At 71.1% G+C, this 20,920-nt stretch carries 18 protein-coding genes; 6 read left to right on the top strand and 12 right to left on the bottom strand.

Annotated elements, in window-relative coordinates; genetic code table 11:
* Positions 1 to 12 precede the first annotated feature (12 nt).
* Positions 13 to 1,227 carry a cytochrome P450 gene (locus ABZ951_RS08870; protein ID WP_344092479.1) on the bottom strand — a complete coding sequence of 405 codons (1,215 nt, stop codon included), beginning with the start codon at positions 1,225 to 1,227 and terminating at the stop codon, positions 13 to 15.
* A 270-nt stretch (positions 1,228 to 1,497) separates the two neighbouring features.
* Complete coding sequence (locus tag ABZ951_RS08865; RefSeq protein WP_344092477.1) at positions 1,498 to 2,094, bottom strand: TetR/AcrR family transcriptional regulator; 597 nt, start codon at positions 2,092 to 2,094, stop codon at positions 1,498 to 1,500.
* A 95-nt stretch (positions 2,095 to 2,189) separates the two neighbouring features.
* Between ABZ951_RS08865 and ABZ951_RS08860 the strand changes: the two genes are divergently transcribed.
* Positions 2,190 to 3,758, top strand: a complete 1,569-nt coding sequence (locus tag ABZ951_RS08860) for an MFS transporter (RefSeq protein ID WP_344092475.1) — start codon at positions 2,190 to 2,192, stop codon at positions 3,756 to 3,758.
* Between the two features lie 3 nt (positions 3,759 to 3,761).
* Here the strand turns inward: ABZ951_RS08860 and ABZ951_RS08855 are convergent, their stop codons facing one another.
* The gene (locus tag ABZ951_RS08855) at positions 3,762 to 4,727 is read right to left on the bottom strand and encodes a TetR/AcrR family transcriptional regulator C-terminal domain-containing protein (RefSeq protein WP_344092472.1); all 966 of its coding nucleotides are present in this window, start codon (positions 4,725 to 4,727) and stop codon (positions 3,762 to 3,764) included.
* A 144-nt stretch (positions 4,728 to 4,871) separates the two neighbouring features.
* On the opposite strand from ABZ951_RS08855, the gene ABZ951_RS08850 reads away from it, so the two are divergent.
* The gene (locus tag ABZ951_RS08850) at positions 4,872 to 6,440 is read left to right on the top strand and encodes an MFS transporter (protein ID WP_344092470.1); all 1,569 of its coding nucleotides are present in this window, start codon (positions 4,872 to 4,874) and stop codon (positions 6,438 to 6,440) included.
* A gap of 82 nt (positions 6,441 to 6,522) precedes the next feature.
* On the opposite strand, the gene ABZ951_RS08845 is transcribed toward ABZ951_RS08850, so the two are convergent.
* A complete protein-coding gene (locus tag ABZ951_RS08845) occupies positions 6,523 to 7,020 on the bottom strand; it encodes a peptidylprolyl isomerase (RefSeq protein WP_344092468.1) in 498 nt (165 codons plus the stop codon).
* An 82-nt stretch (positions 7,021 to 7,102) separates the two neighbouring features.
* Positions 7,103 to 7,465, bottom strand: coding sequence for a cupin domain-containing protein (locus tag ABZ951_RS08840; RefSeq protein WP_344092465.1), 363 nt, complete (start codon positions 7,463 to 7,465; stop codon positions 7,103 to 7,105).
* A 301-nt stretch (positions 7,466 to 7,766) separates the two neighbouring features.
* Between ABZ951_RS08840 and ABZ951_RS08835 the strand changes: the two genes are divergently transcribed.
* Positions 7,767 to 8,186, top strand: coding sequence for a hypothetical protein (locus tag ABZ951_RS08835; protein WP_344092462.1), 420 nt, complete (start codon positions 7,767 to 7,769; stop codon positions 8,184 to 8,186).
* A gap of 123 nt (positions 8,187 to 8,309) precedes the next feature.
* Here ABZ951_RS08835 and ABZ951_RS08830 read toward each other — a convergent pair whose 3' ends face one another.
* Positions 8,310 to 8,843 (bottom strand): flavoprotein, encoded by a 534-nt coding sequence (locus ABZ951_RS08830; protein WP_344092459.1) that lies wholly within the window; start codon positions 8,841 to 8,843, stop codon positions 8,310 to 8,312.
* Between the two features lie 89 nt (positions 8,844 to 8,932).
* On the opposite strand from ABZ951_RS08830, the gene ABZ951_RS08825 reads away from it, so the two are divergent.
* The 3 genes from ABZ951_RS08825 to ABZ951_RS08815 all read left to right on the top strand — a co-directional run bounded on the left by ABZ951_RS08825 (position 8,933) and on the right by ABZ951_RS08815 (position 10,919).
* Entirely contained in the window at positions 8,933 to 10,117 is a 1,185-nt protein-coding gene (locus tag ABZ951_RS08825; protein ID WP_344092456.1) for a helix-turn-helix transcriptional regulator, read from the top strand.
* A 326-nt stretch (positions 10,118 to 10,443) separates the two neighbouring features.
* On the top strand, positions 10,444 to 10,686 hold the full coding sequence (locus ABZ951_RS08820) for a hypothetical protein (protein WP_344092488.1): 243 nt from the start codon (positions 10,444 to 10,446) through the stop codon (positions 10,684 to 10,686).
* On the top strand, positions 10,683 to 10,919 hold the full coding sequence (locus ABZ951_RS08815) for a hypothetical protein (protein ID WP_344092453.1): 237 nt from the start codon (positions 10,683 to 10,685) through the stop codon (positions 10,917 to 10,919). The genes ABZ951_RS08820 and ABZ951_RS08815 overlap by 4 nt, the downstream gene beginning before the upstream one ends.
* Before the next feature lie 63 nt (positions 10,920 to 10,982).
* On the opposite strand, the gene serA is transcribed toward ABZ951_RS08815, so the two are convergent.
* The 6 genes from serA to ABZ951_RS08785 all read right to left on the bottom strand — a co-directional run bounded on the left by serA (position 10,983) and on the right by ABZ951_RS08785 (position 20,892).
* Positions 10,983 to 12,587: a phosphoglycerate dehydrogenase gene (serA, locus tag ABZ951_RS08810; protein WP_344092451.1), complete on the bottom strand. Its 1,605-nt coding sequence runs from the start codon at positions 12,585 to 12,587 to the stop codon at positions 10,983 to 10,985.
* 249 nt (positions 12,588 to 12,836) lie between these two features.
* Entirely contained in the window at positions 12,837 to 13,838 is a 1,002-nt protein-coding gene (ilvC, locus tag ABZ951_RS08805; RefSeq protein WP_344092449.1) for a ketol-acid reductoisomerase, read from the bottom strand.
* Positions 13,839 to 13,956: 118 nt separating this feature from the next.
* On the bottom strand, positions 13,957 to 14,481 hold the full coding sequence (gene ilvN / locus ABZ951_RS08800; RefSeq protein ID WP_344092447.1) for an acetolactate synthase small subunit: 525 nt from the start codon (positions 14,479 to 14,481) through the stop codon (positions 13,957 to 13,959).
* Positions 14,482 to 14,540: 59 nt separating this feature from the next.
* The gene (locus ABZ951_RS08795) at positions 14,541 to 16,442 is read right to left on the bottom strand and encodes an acetolactate synthase large subunit (protein WP_344092445.1); all 1,902 of its coding nucleotides are present in this window, start codon (positions 16,440 to 16,442) and stop codon (positions 14,541 to 14,543) included.
* Between the two features lie 267 nt (positions 16,443 to 16,709).
* The gene (locus ABZ951_RS08790; protein ID WP_344092442.1) at positions 16,710 to 19,595 is read right to left on the bottom strand and encodes an EAL domain-containing protein; all 2,886 of its coding nucleotides are present in this window, start codon (positions 19,593 to 19,595) and stop codon (positions 16,710 to 16,712) included.
* Positions 19,596 to 19,929: 334 nt separating this feature from the next.
* The gene (locus ABZ951_RS08785; RefSeq protein WP_344092439.1) at positions 19,930 to 20,892 is read right to left on the bottom strand and encodes a 2-hydroxyacid dehydrogenase; all 963 of its coding nucleotides are present in this window, start codon (positions 20,890 to 20,892) and stop codon (positions 19,930 to 19,932) included.
* Positions 20,893 to 20,920 lie beyond the last annotated feature (28 nt).

Genomic DNA, 20,920 nt, shown 5'->3' with positions numbered 1-20,920 from the left:
TCCGTTCTTTCGTCACCAGGTGACCGGGAGGGCCACGAGTCCTTGCAGGGTGTTGGCGGGCTTGGCCACGACCTCGTCCGGGGCGACGGCCAGGCGCAGGGTGGGGATGCGCTCGACGAGGGTGCGCAGGGCTATCTCCATCTCGGCGCGGGCCAGGTTCTGGCCGAGGCACTGGTGGACGCCGTAGCCGAAGGCGACGTGGTGGCGGGCCGAGCGGTGGACGTCGAAGGCGGCGGGGTCCTCGTAGGCGGCGCCGTCGCGGTTGACCACCGAGGTGCCGATCATGACGCCGTCGCCGGCGCGCAGCGTCCGGCCGCCGATCTCGATGTCCTCGGTGGCGACGCGGACGAGCCCGTCGGCGATGGACAGGAAGCGCAGCAGCTCCTCGACGGCCCGGGGCATCAGCGCGGGGTCGGCGCGCAGCGCGGCCAGTTCCTCGGGGTGTTCGAGGAGCGTGTACACGCCGAGGGAGATCATGTTGGACGTGGTCTCGTGGCCGGCGACGAGCAGCACCAGCGTCATCATGACGAGCTCTTCGCGGTCGAGCTCCCCTTCGGCGAGGCGTTCGGCGACGAGTTCGTCGAGGAGGCCGTCGCCCGGCTCGGCCTGCTTGCGCTCGATGAGCCGGCCGAGGTAGCCGCGCAGGTCGTCGCGGGCGGCGGCCGCTTCCCGGGCGGTGTCCGCGGCGAGCAGGGCGCGGGAGCGGCTCTCGAAGAAGCCGTGGTCTTCGTAGGGGACGCCGAGCAGGGAGCAGATGACCGTCGAGGGAACAGGCATGGCGTAGGCGGAGACGAGTTCGGCGCCGGGGCCATCGGCGAGCATGTCGTCGATGAGCCGGTCCACGACCCGCTGGATGAGGGGGCGCATGGCGGCGACGCGCTTGAGGCCGAAGCGGGGGATGAGCATCCGGCGCTGACGGGCGTGCAGGGGATCGTCGACGCCGACGAGCGGGAGGACGACGGCGGACTGCGCCTCGGCGCGCGGGGCGACGACGGGAAAGGCCGGATTGCGGCGGTCCGTGGAGAGGCGGGGGTCGGTGAGCAGGGTGCGGGCTTCCGCGTGTCCGGTCACCAGCCACACCACGCGCCCGTCGTACAGCGTGACGCGCGCCAGGGGGCCTTGTGCGGTCAGCTGTCCGTAGCTCGGCGGTGGCTGGTACGGACAGGTGCGGTCGTCGGGGAAGGCGGGTGCTGACGGAGCAGTGGAACGGGTTCCGATGTCGGTCATGGGGCAACCTTCCAGGCGTCAGGAGTGGGGTCCTCCACATCCATCACGTCCAGTGCAAGCGCCTCTGCGGCTCTCGGCTACGCACAATTTGGCCATACTCCGCACAACATTGGAATACGACGCACGGGCGGGCCTTCCGGACAGGGGTCCACGCGCCGCACGGCCGGGGCGCCTGCGATCGGGCCACGGCCGTGCGGTGAGTATGCGCTCCACATATGTGTGATGGATATGCGAGTACCGGCCCCGCTCTCCGGCCGCGGGGCGGTCGCCTCACTTCCCCGGCGCGTCGAACACCGTTCCCGTCAGGACCCGGCGCATGCCCTCGACGAGCTCGGCGCCGGTCGGCGCGGACGTCGGATCCATGATCCACTGCGCCCACATGCCGATGAAGAGCGCGTGGACGAAGGCCCCGGCCGTCCGCGTGGCCCCGGTGGGCACCTCCACGTCGTCGACGCCCTCGAAGATCGCCAGCACTCCCTCGCGGCCGCTGGGCAGGACCGCGGCGAACCGCTCCTTCAGCTCGGGGTTGCGGTGGAGCTGTCCGATGACCTCCATCTGCGCGACCCAGAACGGGCGGTTGGCCGCGAACTCCTCGAACATCGCGTCCATGACCCGCGCGAGCTGCCGTTCCCGGCCGGCGTCCTGGTCGCGCGCGGCCGCGAGCCTGCGGGTGGCCTGCTCGCCCCACTCCTCCGTCATCTTCAAGAACGCCTCCATCATCAGGGCGTCCTTCGAGCCGTAGTGGTAGCCGATGGAGGCGAGGTTGGCTCCGGAGGCGGCCACGATGTCCCGCGCGGTGGTGCCCACCCAGCCCTTTTCGAGCAGGCAGGTCTTGGCGCCTTCGAGCAGATCTTCGCGATGTCCCATGTCAGAAGCCTAGCGCTGCCCATACACCCGTACTAGACGGGCGTCTTATACAAGCGTCATAGACAAGCGTTTAAGACGTTTGTATAGTCACCGCCATGACGCACTCCGGAACACGTGCCGGGCGCAGGGAGTGGACGGCCTTCGTCGTCCTCCTGCTGCCCCTCCTCCTGGTCTCGATGGACGTCTCCGTCCTCTTCTTCGCGATCCCGGCCATCGGCGAGGACCTGGCGCCGAGCGGCACCCAGCAGCTGTGGATCTTCGACGTGTACGCCTTCGCCCTGGCCGGGCTGCTGATCACCATGGGATCCCTCGGCGACCGGATAGGCCGCCGCAAACTGCTGATGTTCGGGGCGGCGGCCTTCGGCGCGGCCTCGGTCACCGCCGCCTACGCCCAGAGCGCGGAGCTGCTCATCGCGGCGCGGGCCGTGCTTGGCATCGGCGGCGCCACGCTGATGCCGTCCACGCTGGCGCTGGTCCGCAACCTCTTCCGGGACGCCGGGCAGCGCACGAAGGCGATCGGCATCTGGTCCGGTGCCATGGCGGGCGGCATCGCCCTCGGCTCGGTGCTGGGCGGACTGCTGCTCGACCACTTCTGGTGGGGCTCGGTCTTCCTGGTCAACGTGCCCGCGATGGTGCTGTTGCTGCTCCTCGCGCCGGTCCTCGTGCCGGAGTCCAAGGACCCGGCGCCGGGGCGGTTCGACCTGCTGAGCGTGCCCCTGTCGATGGGCGCGGTGCTGCCCCTGATCTACGGGGTCAAGGAGATCGCCGCCGAGGGGTTCAGCGTCCCCATGGCGGCGTGCGCCGCCATGGGGACGGCCGTCGGCGCCGTCTTCGTCCACCGGCAGCGCACCCGCGGCGACGCGATGATCAGCCGCGCGCTGTTCCGGCACCGGGCGTTCGGGGTGGGTGTCGCGATCAACTCCCTTGCTCTGTTCGGGATGATGGGCTCCGCGTACTTCACCACCCAGTACCTCCAGTCGGTGCTCGGCAAGAGCCCGCTGGAGTCGGCGCTGTGGAGCACCCTGCCCTCCCTCGCGGTCGGGATCGCCGCCCCGCTGGCCGGTGTCCTCGGGCAGCGGTTCCCCACGGCGTACGTCATGGCCGGCGGGTTCGTCATCGGCGCCGGCGGCTTCGCGCTGCTGGCCGTGTGCGGACCGGACTCCCTGGTGCTCCTGCTCCTCGGGTCCGGCGTCGTCAGCTGCGGCATCGTCACGGTGCTGGCCCTGGTCTCCGACATGGCCCTGGCCACGGCCCCGCCGGAGAAGGCGGGCAGCGCGGCCTCGCTCCTGGAGACCGGGCAGGAGCTCGGCGGCGCCCTGGGCATGGCCCTGTTCGGCAGCGTCGGCGTGGCCGTCTACCGCCGCGACGTGACCGACTCGGCGCCCGCCGGCCTGCCGCACGGCGCGCTGGAGGCGGTGCGCGAGACGCTCGGCGGCGCGACCGCCGTTGCGGCGCACCTGCCCGGCCGGACCGGGCAGGCCGTACTGGCCGCGGCACGCGAGGCGTTCACCCACGGCATGAACGTCGCCGCGCTCGGCGGGGCGGCCGTCCTGCTGGTGGCGGCCGCGGTGACCGTGGCCGTGCTGCGGGGCGTCAGGACCGGGCAGCCCGCCCCGGAGACCCCGGAGCAGGAGCAGGCCCCCGGGCTCGCCACCCGCCGGTGACGCTCACCGGGCGGGGCGCGCGCCCTCCAGGTACACACCCAGCCCGTCGAGCAGCCGCAGCAGCCCGAACTCGAACATCGAGTCGAGGCTCAGGTCGACGCCCGGGGCCCGCATGATCTGCCCGTACATCGCGTACGCGCCGGACTCGACGATCTCGGCCATCGCCGGGTACCGCTCCTCCAGCCACTGGTCGTTGGTGATGCCGGTGTCCTGCTCGGCCTCCGCCTCCTCCTCCAGGTTCACGGCGACGCCGCGCACGTAGCCCGCCACCGTGACGGTGATGTGCAGCAGGTCGTGCGCGCCCAGGCCGAGCCGTACCACCGGGGCCATCGCCCACTCCATGTGGGTCAGGGCGTTCGCGGAGAGCAGCGGCCGGGTGAAGGACATGGCCTTCGCCAGCCAGGGGTGGCGCCGGTAGAGCGCCCATTGCAGCCGGGCCGCCGCCTCCAGCCTCCCCCGCCAGTCCGCGGGCGCGTCGGCGGGCAGCTCGTCCTCGCCGAAGACGGCGTCCGCCATCATGACGACCAGTTCATCCTTGCCCTGCACATGGCGGTACAGGGCCATGGTGGAGACGCCCAGCTGGGCCGCGATCGCGCGCATGGACAGGGCCGCGGCACCCTCGGCGTCGGCGATGCGCACGGCGGTCCGCACGATGCGCTCCCGGGTGAGCCCGGGCTCGGCGTCGCGCGCCCTGGGCCGGCGCGGTGCAGCCGCGGCCCCCGGCCGGCCGGGCCCCTCGACGACGGTGCCGACGCCGGGCACGGCCCGGACGAGCCCTTCCTGCCGGAGCACCGTCAGGACCTTGGTGGCGGTCGCCATGGCGACACCCCACTCCTGGGTGATCCGGCGCGTCGAGGGGACCTTCTCGCCCGCGCGGAGCTCACCGGAGGCGATGCGGTCGCGGAGCTCGGCGGCGATCCGGAGGTAAGGAGCCGGGGCCTGAGCCTCCGACCGTTCTAGTGCACCCATGGGCGGAAGGCTAGCACCGCACCGCCAAGCACTAGTGCACTACCCCAAAAAATCCGCCCGCATTGCAGTTCAGTTCCACCTGTGCGTACCTTGTACGCACATAACGCGTACGCCATACGCACACCGCACTAGGGGGAGCTTCCGATGTCCGAGCCGCACACGCAGGGCCCGCGCGCGGGCCGCAGGGAATGGATGGGGATGGCGGTGCTGACGCTGCCGCTGCTCCTCGTCTCCATGGATGTCTCGGTGCTGTATTTCGCCGTGCCGTTCATCAGCCGCGACCTGGCGCCCACCGCCACCCAGCAGCTGTGGATCTTCGACATGTACGGCTTCGCGCTGTCCGGCCTGCTGCTGACCATGGGGGCGCTGGGCGACCGCATCGGCCGCCGCAAGCTGCTGCTGATCGGGGCCACCGCCTTCGGCGCGGCCTCGGTGGCGGCCGCGTACGCGCAGAGCGCCGAGATGCTCATCGCCGTACGGGCGCTGCTCGGCATCGGCGGCGCCACGCTCATGCCGTCGACGCTGGGTCTGGTGCGCAACATGTTCCGCGACGCCGGGCAGCGTGCCACCGCCGTGGCCGTCTGGTCGGCGGCGATGACCGGCGGGATCTCGCTCGGGCCGGTGCTCAGCGGCTTTCTGCTCAGCCACTTCTGGTGGGGCTCGGTCTTCCTGATCAACCTGCCGGCGATGGTGCTGCTGCTCGTCCTCGCCCCGCTGCTGGTGCCGGAGTTCAAGAGCCCGGCCCCCGGCCGGCGCTTCGACGTGCTGAGCTCGCTGCTCTCCTTCGCGGCCGTCCTGCCCGCCGTCTACGGGCTCAAGCGCATCGCCGCCGACGGCTTCGACGCGCCCGCCGCCCTGGCCGTCGCCGCCGGGCTGGTCGTCGGCGCGCTGTTCGTCCGGCGGCAGCGGGTGGCCGAGGAGCCGATGATCAGCCCCGCGCTGTTCCGCGGGCGCGGCTTCGGGGCGTCCATCGGCATCAACGCGGTGGCGATGTTCGCGATGGCCGGCTTCACCGTCTTCTCCATGCAGTACCTGCAACTGGTGCTCGGCAAGAGCCCGTTGGAGTCGGCGCTGTGGTGCCTGGTCCCGTCGCTGGCGGTGGGCGGTGCCGCTCCGGCGGCGACGGCGCTGGTGAGCAGGGGCGTCGACCGCGCGTACGTCATCGGCGGGGCCTTCGCCGTCGCCACGTTCGGCTACCTCTTCGCCCTGGGGGCGGGGGCCGGCTCCGGGATCTGGGTGATCCTCGTGGCGTCGGGCATCGTGGCGGTCGGCATCGTCACGGTGATGACGCTGATCACGGACCTCGCCCTGGACGCCGCGCCGCCGGAGCGCTCGGGCGCGGCGGCGGCCCTGCTGGAGACCGGCCAGGAGTTCGGCGCGGCGCTCGGCACGGCCGTCCTGGGCAGCGCGGGGGCCGCGTACTACCGGCACGACGTCACCGGCGCGGTGCCGGACGGCCTGCCGGCCGGGGCGCTGGCCTCCGTGCGGGAGACGCTGGGGAACGCGCTGGTGGTGGCCGACGGTCTGCCGGCCCGTACGGGCGAGGCCCTCACCGCGGCGGCCCGGGAGGCATTCACAGGCGGCATGCACGCGGCGGCGATCGGTGCCGCGGTGGCCGTGGGGGCGGCGGCGGTCCTGGCACCGCTCCTGCTCCGCGGCGTCCGCCCGGCGCGGCCGGCGGAGAAGGCGTCGGCGGGGGCGGGGGCGCCCTGAAAAGCCCCGAGGCCGGCTGCCGCAGCCCGAAGGCTGCGCAGCCGGCCTCGTGCGGCCCGGCGGGCCCCGGCGGAAGGGGGTGTTACTCGCCCACGACGCCCGAGGAGGCGATGACGATCTTCGCGCGGGTGGCACCGGAGTGCGAGCCCAGGGACTCGATCTTCGTGACCAGGTCCTGGCCCTCGACGACCTCGCCGAAGACGACGTGCTTGCCGTCCAGCCACGGCGTCAGCACCGTGGTGATGAAGAACTGCGAGCCGTTGGTGTTCTTGCCGGCGTTCGCCATGGACAGCAGGAACGGCTTGTCGTGCTTGAGCTTGAAGTTCTCATCGGCGAACTTCTCACCGAAGATGCTCTTGCCGCCCGTGCCGTCGCCACGGGTGAAGTCGCCGCCCTGGAGCATGAAGTCCGGGATGACGCGGTGGAAGCCGGAGCCCTCGTAGCCGAAGCCGTGCTGGCCGGTGGCGAGCTCGCGGAAGTTCTGCGCCGTCTTGGGGACGACGTCGTCGTACAGCTTGAAGACGATGCGGCCCGCGGCGTCGCCGTCGATGGTGATGTCGAAGAAAACGTTGGTAGACATAAGGACATCCTGTCACGCCGTCGGCGCGCCGCCGGGGAGCCCACCCGCGGGTCGCGTCCACGCCCGCCCGTCCGGGCCCGCCCTACCGTTTGGCGTAGTCCGCGAAGCCCTGCCAGTCGATCACGACGCAGGGTTCGTCGCCGACGACCCAGGCGTCGTGGCCGGGCGGGCAGAGCATGTAGTCGCCGGGCCCGAATTCCGTCTCCTCGCCGTCGTCCATGACGACCCGCATCCGGCCGGAGACGAAGTAGGCCATGTGGGCGGCCTGACAGCTGTCGGTCCCCGCGATCGGCTTGACGTGCTCGGACCACCGCCACCCCGGCTCGAACGTGGCCCGGCCCACGGGCCCGGAGTCCATGTTCACCAGCTCGAGCCGCCCCTTGCCGGCCTCAAAGGGACGGACTTCCTCCGGCGAGCTGAAACTCTTGCGCACGAGACCGGCCATGAGCGCTCTCTCCTCGATCGACTCCCCCGAACGTAGCCGGGGCCGCCGGGGGCGGCGATTCTTCCGGGCCGGGTGGGTGAGGGGAACGTCCCGGGGGCGGCGCGCGGCGGGCTGTCCGGAGACCGCCGGACGGGGGCGAGGCGTCCCGGACAGTCCGCGAAACGCCAGGTCGCGGTCCTGTCTGTCCGGGCTCTGTCCGGGACGGGGCAGATCGCTTGCCGGGCCGTCGAGCGCCGCGGAACTCTCGAGTACCGCTCCCCGGCCGGGTGCGGGCCGCCTTGTTCCCTTGGAGGGATCACGCATGTCTCGTCTGTTCCGCCGCTCCGGCACGGCCGCCGCGGTCATCGCCGCCGCTTCCTCCCTCACCCTGCTGGCAGCCACCGGCGCGCACGCCGTCGGCGTCACCGCCCACAGCGCGGACGCCCGCTTCACGGGCTCCTACTACGTCACGAACACAGCGGTGAAGGTCAACGGAACACTGAAGGACCTCGGAAGCCACAAGAAGGGCTCCGCCGTGTACCTGGCCGTCCGGACCACGACGACCTCGTACAACACCCCGGTCATCTCGCTCGACGGGAAGGGCTCCAAGACCATCCCCACGACCTACTTCGACTACGCGGGGACGTTCCTGTCGGGGACCATCACCGCCTGCTCCTATGAGAACCAGACGAACGGCGGATCCGCCTGGAGATGCGGCGCGGGGGTCGGCGTCTACAAGTGACCGCCCGGGCCCGGGAACGCGGCACGCGTTCCCGGGCCTTCGCACGCCCCGAGCTTCCGGGCGGCGCGTGTCATCCACCTCCGGGGGATAGCGGGTGGGCCTTGGCCGGCTGACAACCGCGCTTCAGCGCACCGGCAACGCCGCGAACGCCGCCTCCCACGGGTAGGCGTCCGCGCCGCTCTCCTTGATCGAGGGTGCCTTGCCCTCCGCGTCGAGCAGCACCGTCACCCCGCACTCGCGCAGCAGAGCCACGCTGCGGCCGAAGGCCGGGTGAGCTGCCTGGGCGTCGTTGAGGTGCGGGAGGGCGACGAGCGGCAGACCGAGTCCGAGAGCCTCGTTGAGGAGGCCGAGGGCGAGGGTGTCGCTGATGCCGGCCGCCCACTTGTTGAGGGTGTTGAAGCTCGCCGGTGCCACCACGATCGCTTCCGCGGGCGGCAACACGTCCGGCTCGTCCGGTAGCTTGTGCGCGCTCCGGACCGGATGCCCCGTGAGCCGCTCCAGTTCGGGCACGTCATCCTCGATCCACCGGTACGCGGAGGGCGTGACGATCAGGCAGACGTTCCAACCGGCGGCCTGCGCCTTCTCGATGCCGGTGCGGATGTGGCGGGTGGGTGAGGCAGCGCACGCGACCAGGTACAGGACAGGGGGCTTTGTCATGCGGCTCAGTCCATCCGATCGGCCCACGCGACGCAACGAGCCAGCGGGCAGCGGTACCGTTCTGATGTCGTCGCAGAACGGAGCCGCTCATGCCCCCGCACGTTGACGAGTACGCCGGTGCCCGCATCTCACACGCACGCAAGGTCCGCCGTCTGACCCAGCGCGAATTGGCCGAGCTGTCACACGTCTCGTACAGCACCCTCACCAAAGTCGAGCAAGGCGTGTTGCCCGCAAGCCCGGGCGTCATAGGAGCGCTTGCCCGTGCCCTTTCCGTGCCCGTCACGGAATTGACCGGGCAGCCGTACCTGGAAGAGCTGCGCAAAGACCAGTTCGACGGATTGATCGAGCCGATCCGCGAAGCGCTGAACATCTATGACTTGGGCCCCGACCCTGACCTGATTCCCCGCCCGACTGAGGAACTGGAAGCCCATGCGGACACCTTGTGCGCCATGGTCCGCGCGACCAATATCAAGCTGGCCGCTGCCGACCTGCCGGGGCTGATCTCCGAGGCCACCACCGCGGCACACCTGGCCCAGGGAACCAGGAACTGGCGTCTGCTCGCCAGCACGTACCGCACCGCCTATGACGTGACCACCAAGCTCAGCTATCCCGACCTGGGCATGGTCGCGCTGGACCGCATGGGCTGGGCCGCGCAGTGCGCATCCGATCCGGTCCTGAGCGCGATCCGCCAGTACCTGCGCGGAGTGGCCTACCTGCGGGCCGGTGACCACCGGACCGGACGGCGGCTCGTCCGGTTGGGGATGTCGACTCTGGAGCAGGCGGACGCAGGCCGGGTGCGCGACGTCGCGACAGGACAACTCCACCTGGGTTCCGCCGTGCTGGCCGGTCGTGGACAGGACGAGTCCGCCGCCGAAGCACACCTCGACGAAGCGCAGCGCATCGCCGAACGGACCGGCCCGGCCGAAGAAATCCACTGGCTGTCGTTCGGCCCGACCAATGTCGGGGCGCACCGTGTGAGCGTCCTCGCCGAACTGGGCCAGTATCCGGAAGCCGTGCAGACGGCTCAGGAGACCTTCGTTCCGGACGGTTGGACGCCTTCCCGGCTCGCACATCACTACACCGAGGTCGCGCAAGCTCTGATGTGGACCGGACGCACCGACGCCGCCTTCAAGAACCTGCAGAAGGCTCGCAAGCTGGCACCCCAGCAGACGCGCTACCACCCGACGGTACGGGAGACGTACGCCGGGCTGGAGTCGGCAAAGCGGAGGATGCCGGAGTCGTTCAACAACTACGGCACATGGCTGGGGGTATAACCGCACGTAATTCCCTGGCCCGAGCTATCAACGACCTCTGATAGTTCCGGCCTCGAAGGGGCGGCACTCTGTGCTGGTCAGAAGACCCCGGCGACCGCCGTCACGGCCCCGGGGCATGGCCAACGCTTACAAGGAGCGTCGACATGCGCGAGTTTATCCGCCGCTGGTTCGAGTGGATGCGAGCACTCCTCGCCCCCGCCCCCGTCGAACCCCCCGCACCCCCGGCCGAACCGGCCCGTCCGGCCGACCCACCCGAGCCACCCCACGACGAATCCCGCCCCTCCCCCCACGGCGTGCACGTCTGGGCCACGGCCCACGGGATCAACATGAGGATCAGCTCCAAGCTCCTGGAGTGCACCTGCCCCACCCCCTCACGCAAGGCCGCCCCGGCCAAAGGCACCTACGTCGTCGACACCCGGCACGACAGGGTCGGTGAAGTCATGGGCCACGAAGGCCCCCGGCTCCAGCTGCGGCCGCCCGCCGGCGGCAGGGAGTGGGAAGCACACCCCGACGTGACCCGCCCCGTCACCCACACCGAGCTCAGCACGCACGAGCGGCGGCACGCGTGAGCGCCCGTAGCGTCGTCCGGTTCGCGGACTGGACCATCGGGCCCGACACGGGCCCCACCGCACCGCCCGTCACCTTCTCCATGCGGTGCACCGCGTGCGACGCCGCATCGGAGACCGGCGTCGACTTCGAAGCCGCCCGCGACTGGGCCTTCGGGCACGTGGGGCGCAACCCCTCGCACACCGGCTACCGCGAACTCGTGCACCGCTCCTGGCGGGCCGCCCTCCTCCGCTGAGCAGAAAGACAAGAGCCCGGCCGCACCCCTCACGGTGCGGCCGGGCCCTCGACAGCGCGAGCCTCAGTCCGTCAGGTTCACCGCACGCGCCGACACCGCGCCGATCTCCTCCGCGATCTCCGCGAGCACCGGGGCGGGGATCGACTCGTCGACCGTCAGGGCGACGAGCGCCTCGCCGCCCTCCGTCGCGCGGGAGACCTGCATGCCGGCGATGTTGATGCCCGCCTCGCCGAGGATGCGGCCCACCGTGCCCACGACGCCCGGGCGGTCGCCGTAGCGCAGGAACGCCATGTGGTCGGCCAGCGCCAGGTCCACGCCGTGGTCGCCGACGGCGACGATCTTCTGGAGGTGCTTGGGGCCGGCGAGCGTGCCGGAGATGGAGACCTCGTCGCCCCCGGCGAGCGTGCCGCGGACCGTCACCACGTTGCGGTGCTCGGTCGACTCGGAGCTGGTCGTGAGGCGGACCTCGACACCCCGCTCCTGCGCGAACAGGGGCGCGTTGACGTAGGACACCGTCTCGTCGACGACGTCCTCGAACACGCCCTTGAGGGCGGACAGTTCGAGGACCTTGACGTCGTGCTGGGTGAGCTCGCCGTAGACCTCGACGTCGAGCCGGACGGCGACCTCGCCCGCGAGGGCGGTGAAGATCCGGCCGAGCTTCTCCGCCAGCGGCAGCCCCGGCTTGACGTCCTCGGCGATGACGCCGCCCTGGACGTTGACCGCGTCCGGCACCAGCTCACCGGCGAGCGCGAGCCGCACCGACTTGGCGACGGCGATGCCCGCCTTCTCCTGGGCCTCGCCCGTGGAGGCGCCCAGGTGCGGGGTGGCGACGACGTTGTCGAACTCAAAGAGCGGAGAGTCGGTGCACGGCTCGGAGGTGTAGACGTCCAGGCCGGCGCCCGCGACGCGGCCCTCCTTCAGCGCGGTGGCCAGCGCGGCCTCGTCGACGATCCCGCCGCGGGCGGCGTTGACGATGCGGACGGAGGGCTTGACCTTGTGGAGCGCCTCGTCGCCGATGAGACCGAGGGTCTCGGGGGTCTTGGGCAGGTGCACGGTGATGAAGTCGGCGGTCTCCAGCAGCTCGTCGAGCGTGAGGAGCTTGACGCCCATCTGGGCGGCCCGCGCGGGCTGCACATAGGGGTCATAGGCGACGATCTTCATGCCGAAGGCGGACATGCGCTGGGCGACGAGGACCCCGATCCGGCCGAGGCCGACGACGCCGAGGGTCTTCTCCGAGAGCTCGACGCCGGTGTACTTCGACCGCTTCCACTCGCCGTTCTTCAGGGCGGAGTTGGCCTGCGGGATGTTCCGGGCGGTGGCGACGAGCAGGCCGCAGGCGAGCTCGGCGGCGGTGACGATGTTGGAGGTCGGGGCGTTCACGACCATCACGCCGGCCTTGGTGGCGGCGGAGACGTCGACGTTGTCCAGGCCGACACCGGCGCGGGCGACGACCCGGAGCCTCTTCGCCGCGGCGATGGCCTCGGCGTCGAGCTTGGTGGCGCTGCGGACCAGCACGGCGTCCACATCGGCGAGGGCGGGGAGCAGCTCGGCGCGGTCCGCGCCGTTGCAGTGCCGGATCTCGAAGTCCGGACCCAGGGCGTCGACGGTCGCGGGCGACAGCTCTTCAGCGATGAGTACGACGGGTTTACGGGGCGAAGCAGTGCTCACGTGGTCCTCAGTCCTCACTAGTCCTTGACGGACGGCCGTCCCGACGGCCGAAGGCGGTGAAGGGGGCAGCCGCGTGGAAGACGCACGACGCTGTGAGCCTGAACGCGTATGTGCTCCGCAGTGTATCGGGGACCCGGGCCCCGCCCCCGCGGAAAGGGAAAGGTCACCCGCCCGGTGCGGACACGTGGCGCCGGACGCCGCCGGGCGGGCTCGACGGCGAGCCCGCCCGGCGGCGAACGGGGCAGGCGCTTACTCCTTGTCGTCCATCCAGCTCATGAGCTTGCGGAGCTTCTTGCCGGTGGTCTCCAGCAGGTGGTCCTCGTCGGCCTTCTTGTACTCGTTGTACTTCGGCAGACCGGCCTGGTACTCCTTCATCCAGTTGTTGGCGAAGGTGCCGTCCTGGATCTCGCCCAGGACCTTCTTCATCTCCGCCTTGGTGCCGTCGTTGACGATGCGGGGGCCGGTGACGTAGTCGCCCCACTCGGCGGTCTCGGAGACCGACCAGCGCATCTTCTCCAGGCCGCCCTCGTACATCAGGTCCACGATCAGCTTGAGCTCGTGGAGGCACTCGAAGTACGCGATCTCCGGCTGGTAGCCGGCCTCGACCAGGGTCTCGAAACCGGCCTTGACCAGCGCGGACGCGCCACCGCAGAGGACGGCCTGCTCGCCGAAGAGGTCGGTCTCGGTCTCCTCGGTGAAGGTGGTCTTGATGACGCCGGCGCGGGTGCCGCCGATCGCCTTGGCGTAGGAGAGCGCGAGGGCGAAGGCGTTGCCCGAGGCGTCCTGCTCGACGGCCGCGATGCACGGCACGCCGCGGCCCTCCTCGTACTGGCGGCGGACGAGGTGGCCGGGGCCCTTGGGGGCGACCATGCAGACGTCGACGCCGGCCGGGGGCTTGATGAAGCCGAAGCGGATGTTGAAGCCGTGGCCGAAGAACAGCGCGTCGCCGTCCTTGAGGTTGTCCTTGACGGACTCCTCGTAGACCTGGGCCTGGATCGGGTCCGGCACCAGGATCATGATGACGTCGGCCTCGGCCGCGGCCTCGGCGGGGGTGACGACGCGCAGGCCCTGCTCCTCGGCCTTCTGCTTGGACTTGGAGCCCTCGTGCAGGCCCACCCGGACATCGGCGCCGGAGTCGCGCAGCGACAGCGCGTGGGCGTGGCCCTGGCTGCCGTAGCCCAGAACCGCGACCTTGCGGCCCTGGATGATGGACAGGTCGGCGTCGTTGTCGTAGAACAGCTCGGCAGCCACGTGAGGATTCTCCTTGTTTCCGGGTTTCCGGTTGTACGTCACACCGTATGACGGGTGAATGGGGAAAGGTTTTCGGGTCTCGCCATCTGGAGCGAGGGAGGCGGCGGGGGGCCGCCGGTCAGGCCGAGCGGTCCAGGGCGCGCAGACTGCGGTCGGTGATCGAGCGGGCGCCGCGCCCTATGGCGATCGTCCCGGACTGCACGAGCTCCTTGATGCCGAACGGCTCCAGCATCTTGAGCATGGCCCCGAGCTTGTCGCTGCCGCCGGTGGCCTCGATGGTGACGGCCTCCGGGGAGACGTCCACGGTCTTGGCGCGGAAGAGCTGGACGATCTCGACGATCTGGGAGCGGGTCTCGTTGTCGGCGCGGACCTTCACCAGGACCAGCTCGCGCTGGATCGCGGCGCTGTCCTCCAGCTCGACGATCTTCAGCACGTTGACGAGCTTGTTGAGCTGCTTGGTGACCTGCTCCAGCGGCAGCGACTCGACGTTGACGACGATGGTGATGCGGGAGATGTCGGGGTGCTCGGTCACCCCGACGGCGAGCGAGTCGATGTTGAAGCCGCGGCGGGCGAACAGCGCGGCGATCCGGGTGAGGATGCCGGGGGTGTTCTCCACCAGGACGGAGAGCGTGTGCTTGGTCATCTCATTCTTCCTCGTCGTCCACAGAGTCCTTTTACGTCCTCGGTCGCCCTCGGTCGTTCTCAGTCGTCTTCGTTGTCGCCGAAGTCCGGGCGGACACCGCGTGCCGCGAGGATCTCGTCGTTGGAGGTGCCGGCGGCGACCATCGGCCAGACCATGGCGTCCTCGTGGACGATGAAGTCCACGACGACCGGGCGGTCGTTGATGGCGTTGGCCTTCTCGATCACCGCGTCGAGCTGGGCGGGGTCCTCGCAGCGCAGCCCGACGCAGCCCATGGCCTCGGCGAGCTTGACGAAGTCCGGGACGCGGGTGCCGGCCGCGGCCGCCTTGCCGGCGCCCGTGGCGGAGCCGCCGGCCGAGACGTCCGGGCCGCAGTGCAGCACGGTGTTGGAGTAGCGCTGGTTGTAGAACAGGGTCTGCCACTGGCGGACCATGCCGAGCGCGCCGTTGTTGATGACGGCGACCTTGACGGGGATGCCGTTGAGGGCGCAGGTGACGAGCTCCTGATTGGTCATCTGGAAGCAGCCGTCGCCGTCGATGGCCCAGACCGTGCGGTCCGGCAGGCCGGCCTTGGCGCCCATCGCGGCGGGCACCGCGTAGCCCATCGTGCCCGCGCCGCCGGAGTTCAGCCAGGTCCGGGGCCGCTCGTAGTCGATGAAGTGCGAGGCCCACATCTGGTGCTGGCCGACGCCGGCCGCGTAGACGGTGTCCGCGGGGGCGAGCTGCCCGATGCGCTGGATGACCTGCTGCGGGGAGAGGCTCCCGTCGCCGGGCATGTCGTAGCCGAGGGGGTAGGTCTCCCGCCAGCGGTTGAGGTCGGTCCACCAGCTCGCGTAGCCGGAGCGGGCGGCCTCGCCGGCGTGGCCCTCGGCGTTCTCGGCCTGGAGGGCGACGATCAGGTCGGCGATGACCTCGCGGGCGTCCCCGACGATCGGCACGTCGGCGGCGCGGTTCTTGCCGATCTCGGCGGGGTCGATGTCCGCGTGGACGATCTTGGCGTAGGGGGCGAAGGAGTCGAGCTTGCCGGTGACGCGGTCGTCGAAGCGGGCGCCGAGGGCGACGATCAGGTCGGCCTTCTGCAGGGCGGTGACGGCGGCGACCGTGCCGTGCATGCCGGGCATGCCGACGTGCAGGGGGTGGCTGTCGGGGAAGGAGCCGAGCGCCATCAGAGTGGTGGTGACGGGGGCGCGGGTCAGCTCGGCGAGCACCTTGAGCTCGGCGGTGGCGCGGGCCTTCTGCACCCCGCCGCCGACGTAGAGCACCGGGCGCTCGGCCTGGGCGATCAGCTTGGCGGCCTCGCGGATCTGCTTGGCGTGCGGCTTGGTGACGGGGCGGTAGCCGGGCAGGTCGGTGTGCGGGGGCCAGCTGAAGGTGGTGCGCGCCTGGAGGGCGTCCTTGGCGATGTCGACGAGCACGGGGCCGGGGCGTCCGGTGGAGGCGACGTGGAACGCCTCGGCGATGGTCCGCGGGATCTCCGCGGGGTCGGTGACCAGCCAGTTGTGCTTGGTGATCGGCATGGTGATGCCGCAGATGTCCGCCTCCTGGAAGGCGTCCGTGCCGATCGACTGCGAGGCGACCTGCCCGGTGATGGCGACCAGCGGGACGGAGTCCATGTGGGCGTCGGCGATGGGAGTGACGAGGTTGGTGGCGCCCGGCCCGGAGGTGGCCATGCAGACCCCGACCTTGCCGGTGGCCTGGGCGTATCCGGTGGCCGCGTGGCCCGCGCCCTGCTCGTGGCGGACGAGGACGTGGCGGACCTTCGAGGAGTCCATCATCGGGTCGTACGCGGGGAGGATCGCACCGCCCGGGATGCCGAACACGATCTCGGCCCCGACCTCCTCCAGCGAGCGGATGAGGGACTGCGCGCCCGTGACGTGTTCGACGGTGGCGGGCTGCTGCGCCGCGCCGCTGCGTGCCCGCGGCTGCGGATGGTGGGCCCCGGTGGCCTGCTCGGTCATCGACATTCTCTTCTCGAAGGTCTCGACGGTTTCGACAGATTGGGCGGATTACTCGGATTGGGCGGGTACGGAGCGGATTACGCGGCTGGGGGTGCGGAGGGAGCGGGTGCTCGGTGCAACAAAAAACCCCTCGTGCCAGGAGGCAAGCGAGGGGAGCGCGTCGGTTAAGTGTCAGCAGGTCTTACACCGTGGCCTGCTTCAGCCGACGCGCTGTCCAAGTACGAGAATTCGGGTGCGCATGTGATTGACCCTCCACCCGCCACCTGGGAAGTGTCAAGTGGGTGGGATGGGCGTCTCACTATTTGAACGCAATGGAGCATGCGCGAGCGATCCCGCACCACCTGCCGATCCGGATCGTACGGGGAGGGCACCGCCGACGAGCACATTCCCGCCATCGTCCGGAGCGCCGGGCACGGGGTAGCCGCCGCGGTCCAGGGCGTGGCGCAGCCGGTGCTCGTCGAGCGGGCCGGAGAAGGCCGTGCCCAGGCCGTGGGTGCAGCCCATGGCGCGGAGGGAGAGCACCTGCTCGGGCAGGTCGACGCCGTCGGCCACGGACTGCATGCCCAGGTCGGTGGAGATCCTCAGCAGCCCCGCGGTGATCTTGTGCAGCCGGGCGGACTCCACCACCCCGTCGACCAGGCCGCGGTCGAGCTTGAGGGTGTCGATGGGCAGCCGGCGCAGCGCGCTGATCGCGGCGTAGCCGCTGCCGAAGCCGTCCAGGGCGATCCGCACCCCCAGGCGGCGCAGGGCGACGAGGCGCCGTTCCAGCTCGTCCAGCGGAACGCGCGGATCGCTGCCGGAGAGCTCCAGGACGAGCGCCCCCGAGGGCAGGCCGTGCCGGATGAGCAGCCCCTCCAGGTTCTTGGGGGGCAGCGACTTGTCCATCAGGCGGGCGGCGGAGAGCTGGACGTACACGGGCACGGCGTAGCCCGCGCGGCAGCGCTGGGCGGCCTGCTCGACGGCCTTCTCGACCGTCCAGCGGCCCAGCTCGGCGGTGCGGGCGCCCTCGTCGCCGCGCTCGGTCTCGGCGACGCGCAGGTACTCCGTGGGGGTGAACAGTATCCCCTGGGCGGAGCGCCAGCGCGGCTGTGCCGCGACGGCGGTGATCCGGCCCGTTCCCAGGTCCACGATCGGCTGGTGGAGCAGGGCGAACTCGCCGTCGTGGAGGGCGGTGCGCAGCCGGGTGGCCAGCTCGGCGCGGCGCACGACGTCGTCCTGCATCTGCGGTGCGTAGAGCTCCACGCGGCCCTTGCCGGCCTGCTTGGCGCGGTACATCGCGAGGTCGGCGTTGCGCATCAGGGCGCCGGGGGTGATGCCCGGCTCGGCGAAGGCGACGCCGATGCTGGCGGCGACGCGGACCTCGGTGCCTCCTTCCACGCGGTAGGGCTGCGAGAGCGTCAGCCGCAGCCGGTCCGCGATCTCGTGGATGCGGTATTCGCGCGCCGCGGGGTCGCGGGTGCCGTCGCCGATGATCAGCGCGGCGAACTCGTCCCCCCCGAAGCGGGCGGTGCTGTCGCCGGAGCGGACGGAGTCCTGGAGCCGGCGGGCGGCCTGGACCAGGAGTTCGTCACCGGCCTGGTGACCGACGGTGTCGTTGACCGCCTTGAAGCCGTCGAGGTCGATGAAGAGGACGGCGGTGCCCGCGTCGGTCGCTCTGCGGCCGGTGAGGGCCTGCTGGACCTTCTTGGTGAACAGGGCGCGGTTGGGCAGGTCGGTGAGCGGGTCGTGCTCGGCGGTGTGCTGGAGCTGGGCCTGCAGGCGGACACGCTCGGTGACGTCCCGGCTGTTGAAGATCAGGCCGCCGTGGTGGCGGTTGACGGTGGACTCGACGTTGAGCCAGTCGCCGCTGCCGGAGCGGAAGCGGCACTCGATGCGGGTGGTGGGCTCGTCGGCGGGGGGCGCGGCGAGGAAGCGGCGCACCTCGTGGACGACGCGGCCCAGGTCCTCCGGGTGGATGAGCGAGGCCAGTTCGGAGCCGATGAGCTCCTCGGCCTCCCGCCCGTAGACGCCGGCGGCGGCGGGGCTGACGTAGCGCAGTATCCCGGTGGGGGCGGCGATCATGATGACGTCGCTGGAGCCCTGCACCAGGGAGCGGAAGTGGTTCTCCTTCTGGGCCAGTTCCTGGGTGAGGGAGATGTTGTCCAACAGCATGATGCCCTGGCGGATGACCAGGGCCATGACGACGGTGCAGCCGGTGAACAGCACCACTTTGTCGACGCGGTGGCCGTTCAGGACGGTGTAGAGGATGCCCAGGGTGCAGACGGCGGCGGCGAGGTACGGGGTGAGGGCGGCCAGGGAGCCGGCGATGGGCCGGCTGGCGGGAGGGGTGGAGCGCCGGCCCGGGGCGTCGGCGTCGTCGCCCTTCTCGCGGGCCACCCAGGGGGCGTACGCCATCAGCATGTAGGCCGCGAACCATCCCGCGTCGAGGATCTGGCCCGAGCGGTACTCCTGCTTGAGCAGCGGCGAGGTGAACAGGGCGTCGCACAGGACCGTCAGGGCGAGCGCGGCGATGGCGGTGTTGATCGCCGAGCGGTTGGCGGTGGACCGGCGGAAGTGCAGCGCCAGCACCATGGACACCAGCGCGATGTCCAGCAGCGGGTAGGCGAGCGAGAGCGCGGCGTGGGCGACGCTCTCGCCCTCGAACTGGGCGGTGTGCGCCAGCGCCAGGCTCCAGGAGAGCGTCAGCAGCGAGCCGCCCGTCAGCCAGGCGTCCAGGGCCAGGCAGACCCAGCCGGCGCGGGTGACCGGGCGCCGCGCGAGGACCAGCAGCCCGATGATGGCGGGCGGCGCGAAGAGCAGGAAGCAGAAGTCGGCCGGGGAGCCCGTCGGCGCCTTCTCGTACCCGAGGACGACCTCGTACCAGCCCCAGACGATGTTCCCGAGGCCGGCCATCGCGGAGGACACCGCGAAGAGGAACCAGGCGAGGCGGAACCGGGTGCGGTGGGTGTGCCCGTACCAGAAGCAGGAGACGGCGGCGAGCGCGGCGCCGGCGCCGAGCCCGAAGTCGCCCATCACCTTGGCCAGCTGGCCGGAGGACGATCCCCAGTTGAGGGCCGCGCCCGTGGCGTAGCCGCCGCAGACGAGGGCGAGGAGCAGCTGGGGGCCCAGCCCCGAGCGGCCGGCGGCGCGGCGGGGCAGCGCCGCTCCCGGGGCGCTCACCGGACCGCCGTCCGCGGCAGGGGCGCTCCCGCCGAGAGCCACGCATGCCGGGAAAGCCGTGGGAGCCGCAGGAGAAGACTCGGGAAAAGAGCCGCCGCACAGCGGTGGCGTGGTCGGTGCGTGAGCCGCGTCGGGTTGATCGTCCATTGGCCGTGCATCGCCCGTCGCCCCCCTCGAGTTCCGGTACCTCGCTGCGGCCGTACGGTGCGCGGCGCAGCCCCCGTCGGGACGATACACCAGACTCGTCACTCAGGGACATAGCTCATATACATAGCGTAATCAGCGAGGGGGTTATGAACACTGAGAGGAGTCGTACGGTACCTCTACGTGGCAACTAGGGGGCTGTGACTACGACATTTTGCAGTGGCGCGTCCAGTGCGAATCTGGCCAGCTGATCACACACCAGCCGCTTGGCCCGGGGCAGAAAGGCCGAAGAAGGACCACCCACATGGGGGGTGATGAGCACGTGGGGGGCGGTCCACAGCGGGTGGCCGGAAGGCAGCGGCTCGGGGTCGGTGACGTCCAGCGCGGCGCGCAGCCTGCCGCTTTCCAACTCGGCCAGGAGCGCCCCGGTGTCGACGACCGCGCCGCGGGCGACGTTCACCAGCAGCGCGCCGTCCTGCATCCGGGCGAGGAACGCGGCGTCGACCAGGCCCCGGGTGGCCTCGGTGAGCGGGGTCGCGAGGATCACGACATCGGCGCCGGGGAGCAGCTCGGGCAGCGCGTCGATCGGTTGCACAGGACCCCGTTCGCTCTCACGCGCGGAGCGCGCGACGCGCACCACCCGCGCGACCTCGAAGGGAACGAGCCGGTCCTCGATGGCGCGGCCGATCGAGCCGTAGCCCAGGATCAGCACGGACTTGTCCGCGAGCGCCGGCCGGAAGCCCTGCCGCCACTCCCCCGCGTCCTGCGCCCGGACGAAGCCGGGGAGGTCGCGGAGCGCGGCCAGGACGAGGGCGAGGGCGAGTTCGGCGGTGCTGGTGTCGTGCAGGCCGCGGGCGTTGCACAGCCGCGTGCCCGGCGGCAGCAGGGGCACGGCGGGCAGGATGGAGTCGACGCCGGCGGTGAGGGTCTGGACGACCCGCAACCCCGTCATGGCGGCCAGCGGACGGAGCCCCACATCACCACTGGTCACATAGGGCGTCACATAGAAGGCGCACCGGGCGGGGTCGGTGGGGTACTCCTCCTCCCCGTTCCAGTAGGCGTACTCCAGGCCCCCGGGGAGCCCGTCGATCTCCTCGGGGCGGAGGGGGAGCCAGGCCAGGGGGCGGGCGGAAGGTCGCTCAGCTGCACTCATGCCTGGAGGCTATGCGAAGCGGCCCTGC

This window comes from Streptomyces sp. NPDC046215 (assembly GCF_040646215.1).
GTDB classification, from domain to species: Bacteria; Actinomycetota; Actinomycetes; order Streptomycetales; family Streptomycetaceae; genus Streptomyces; species Streptomyces stramineus.
This window is presented reverse-complemented; position numbering and strand designations above follow the sequence as displayed.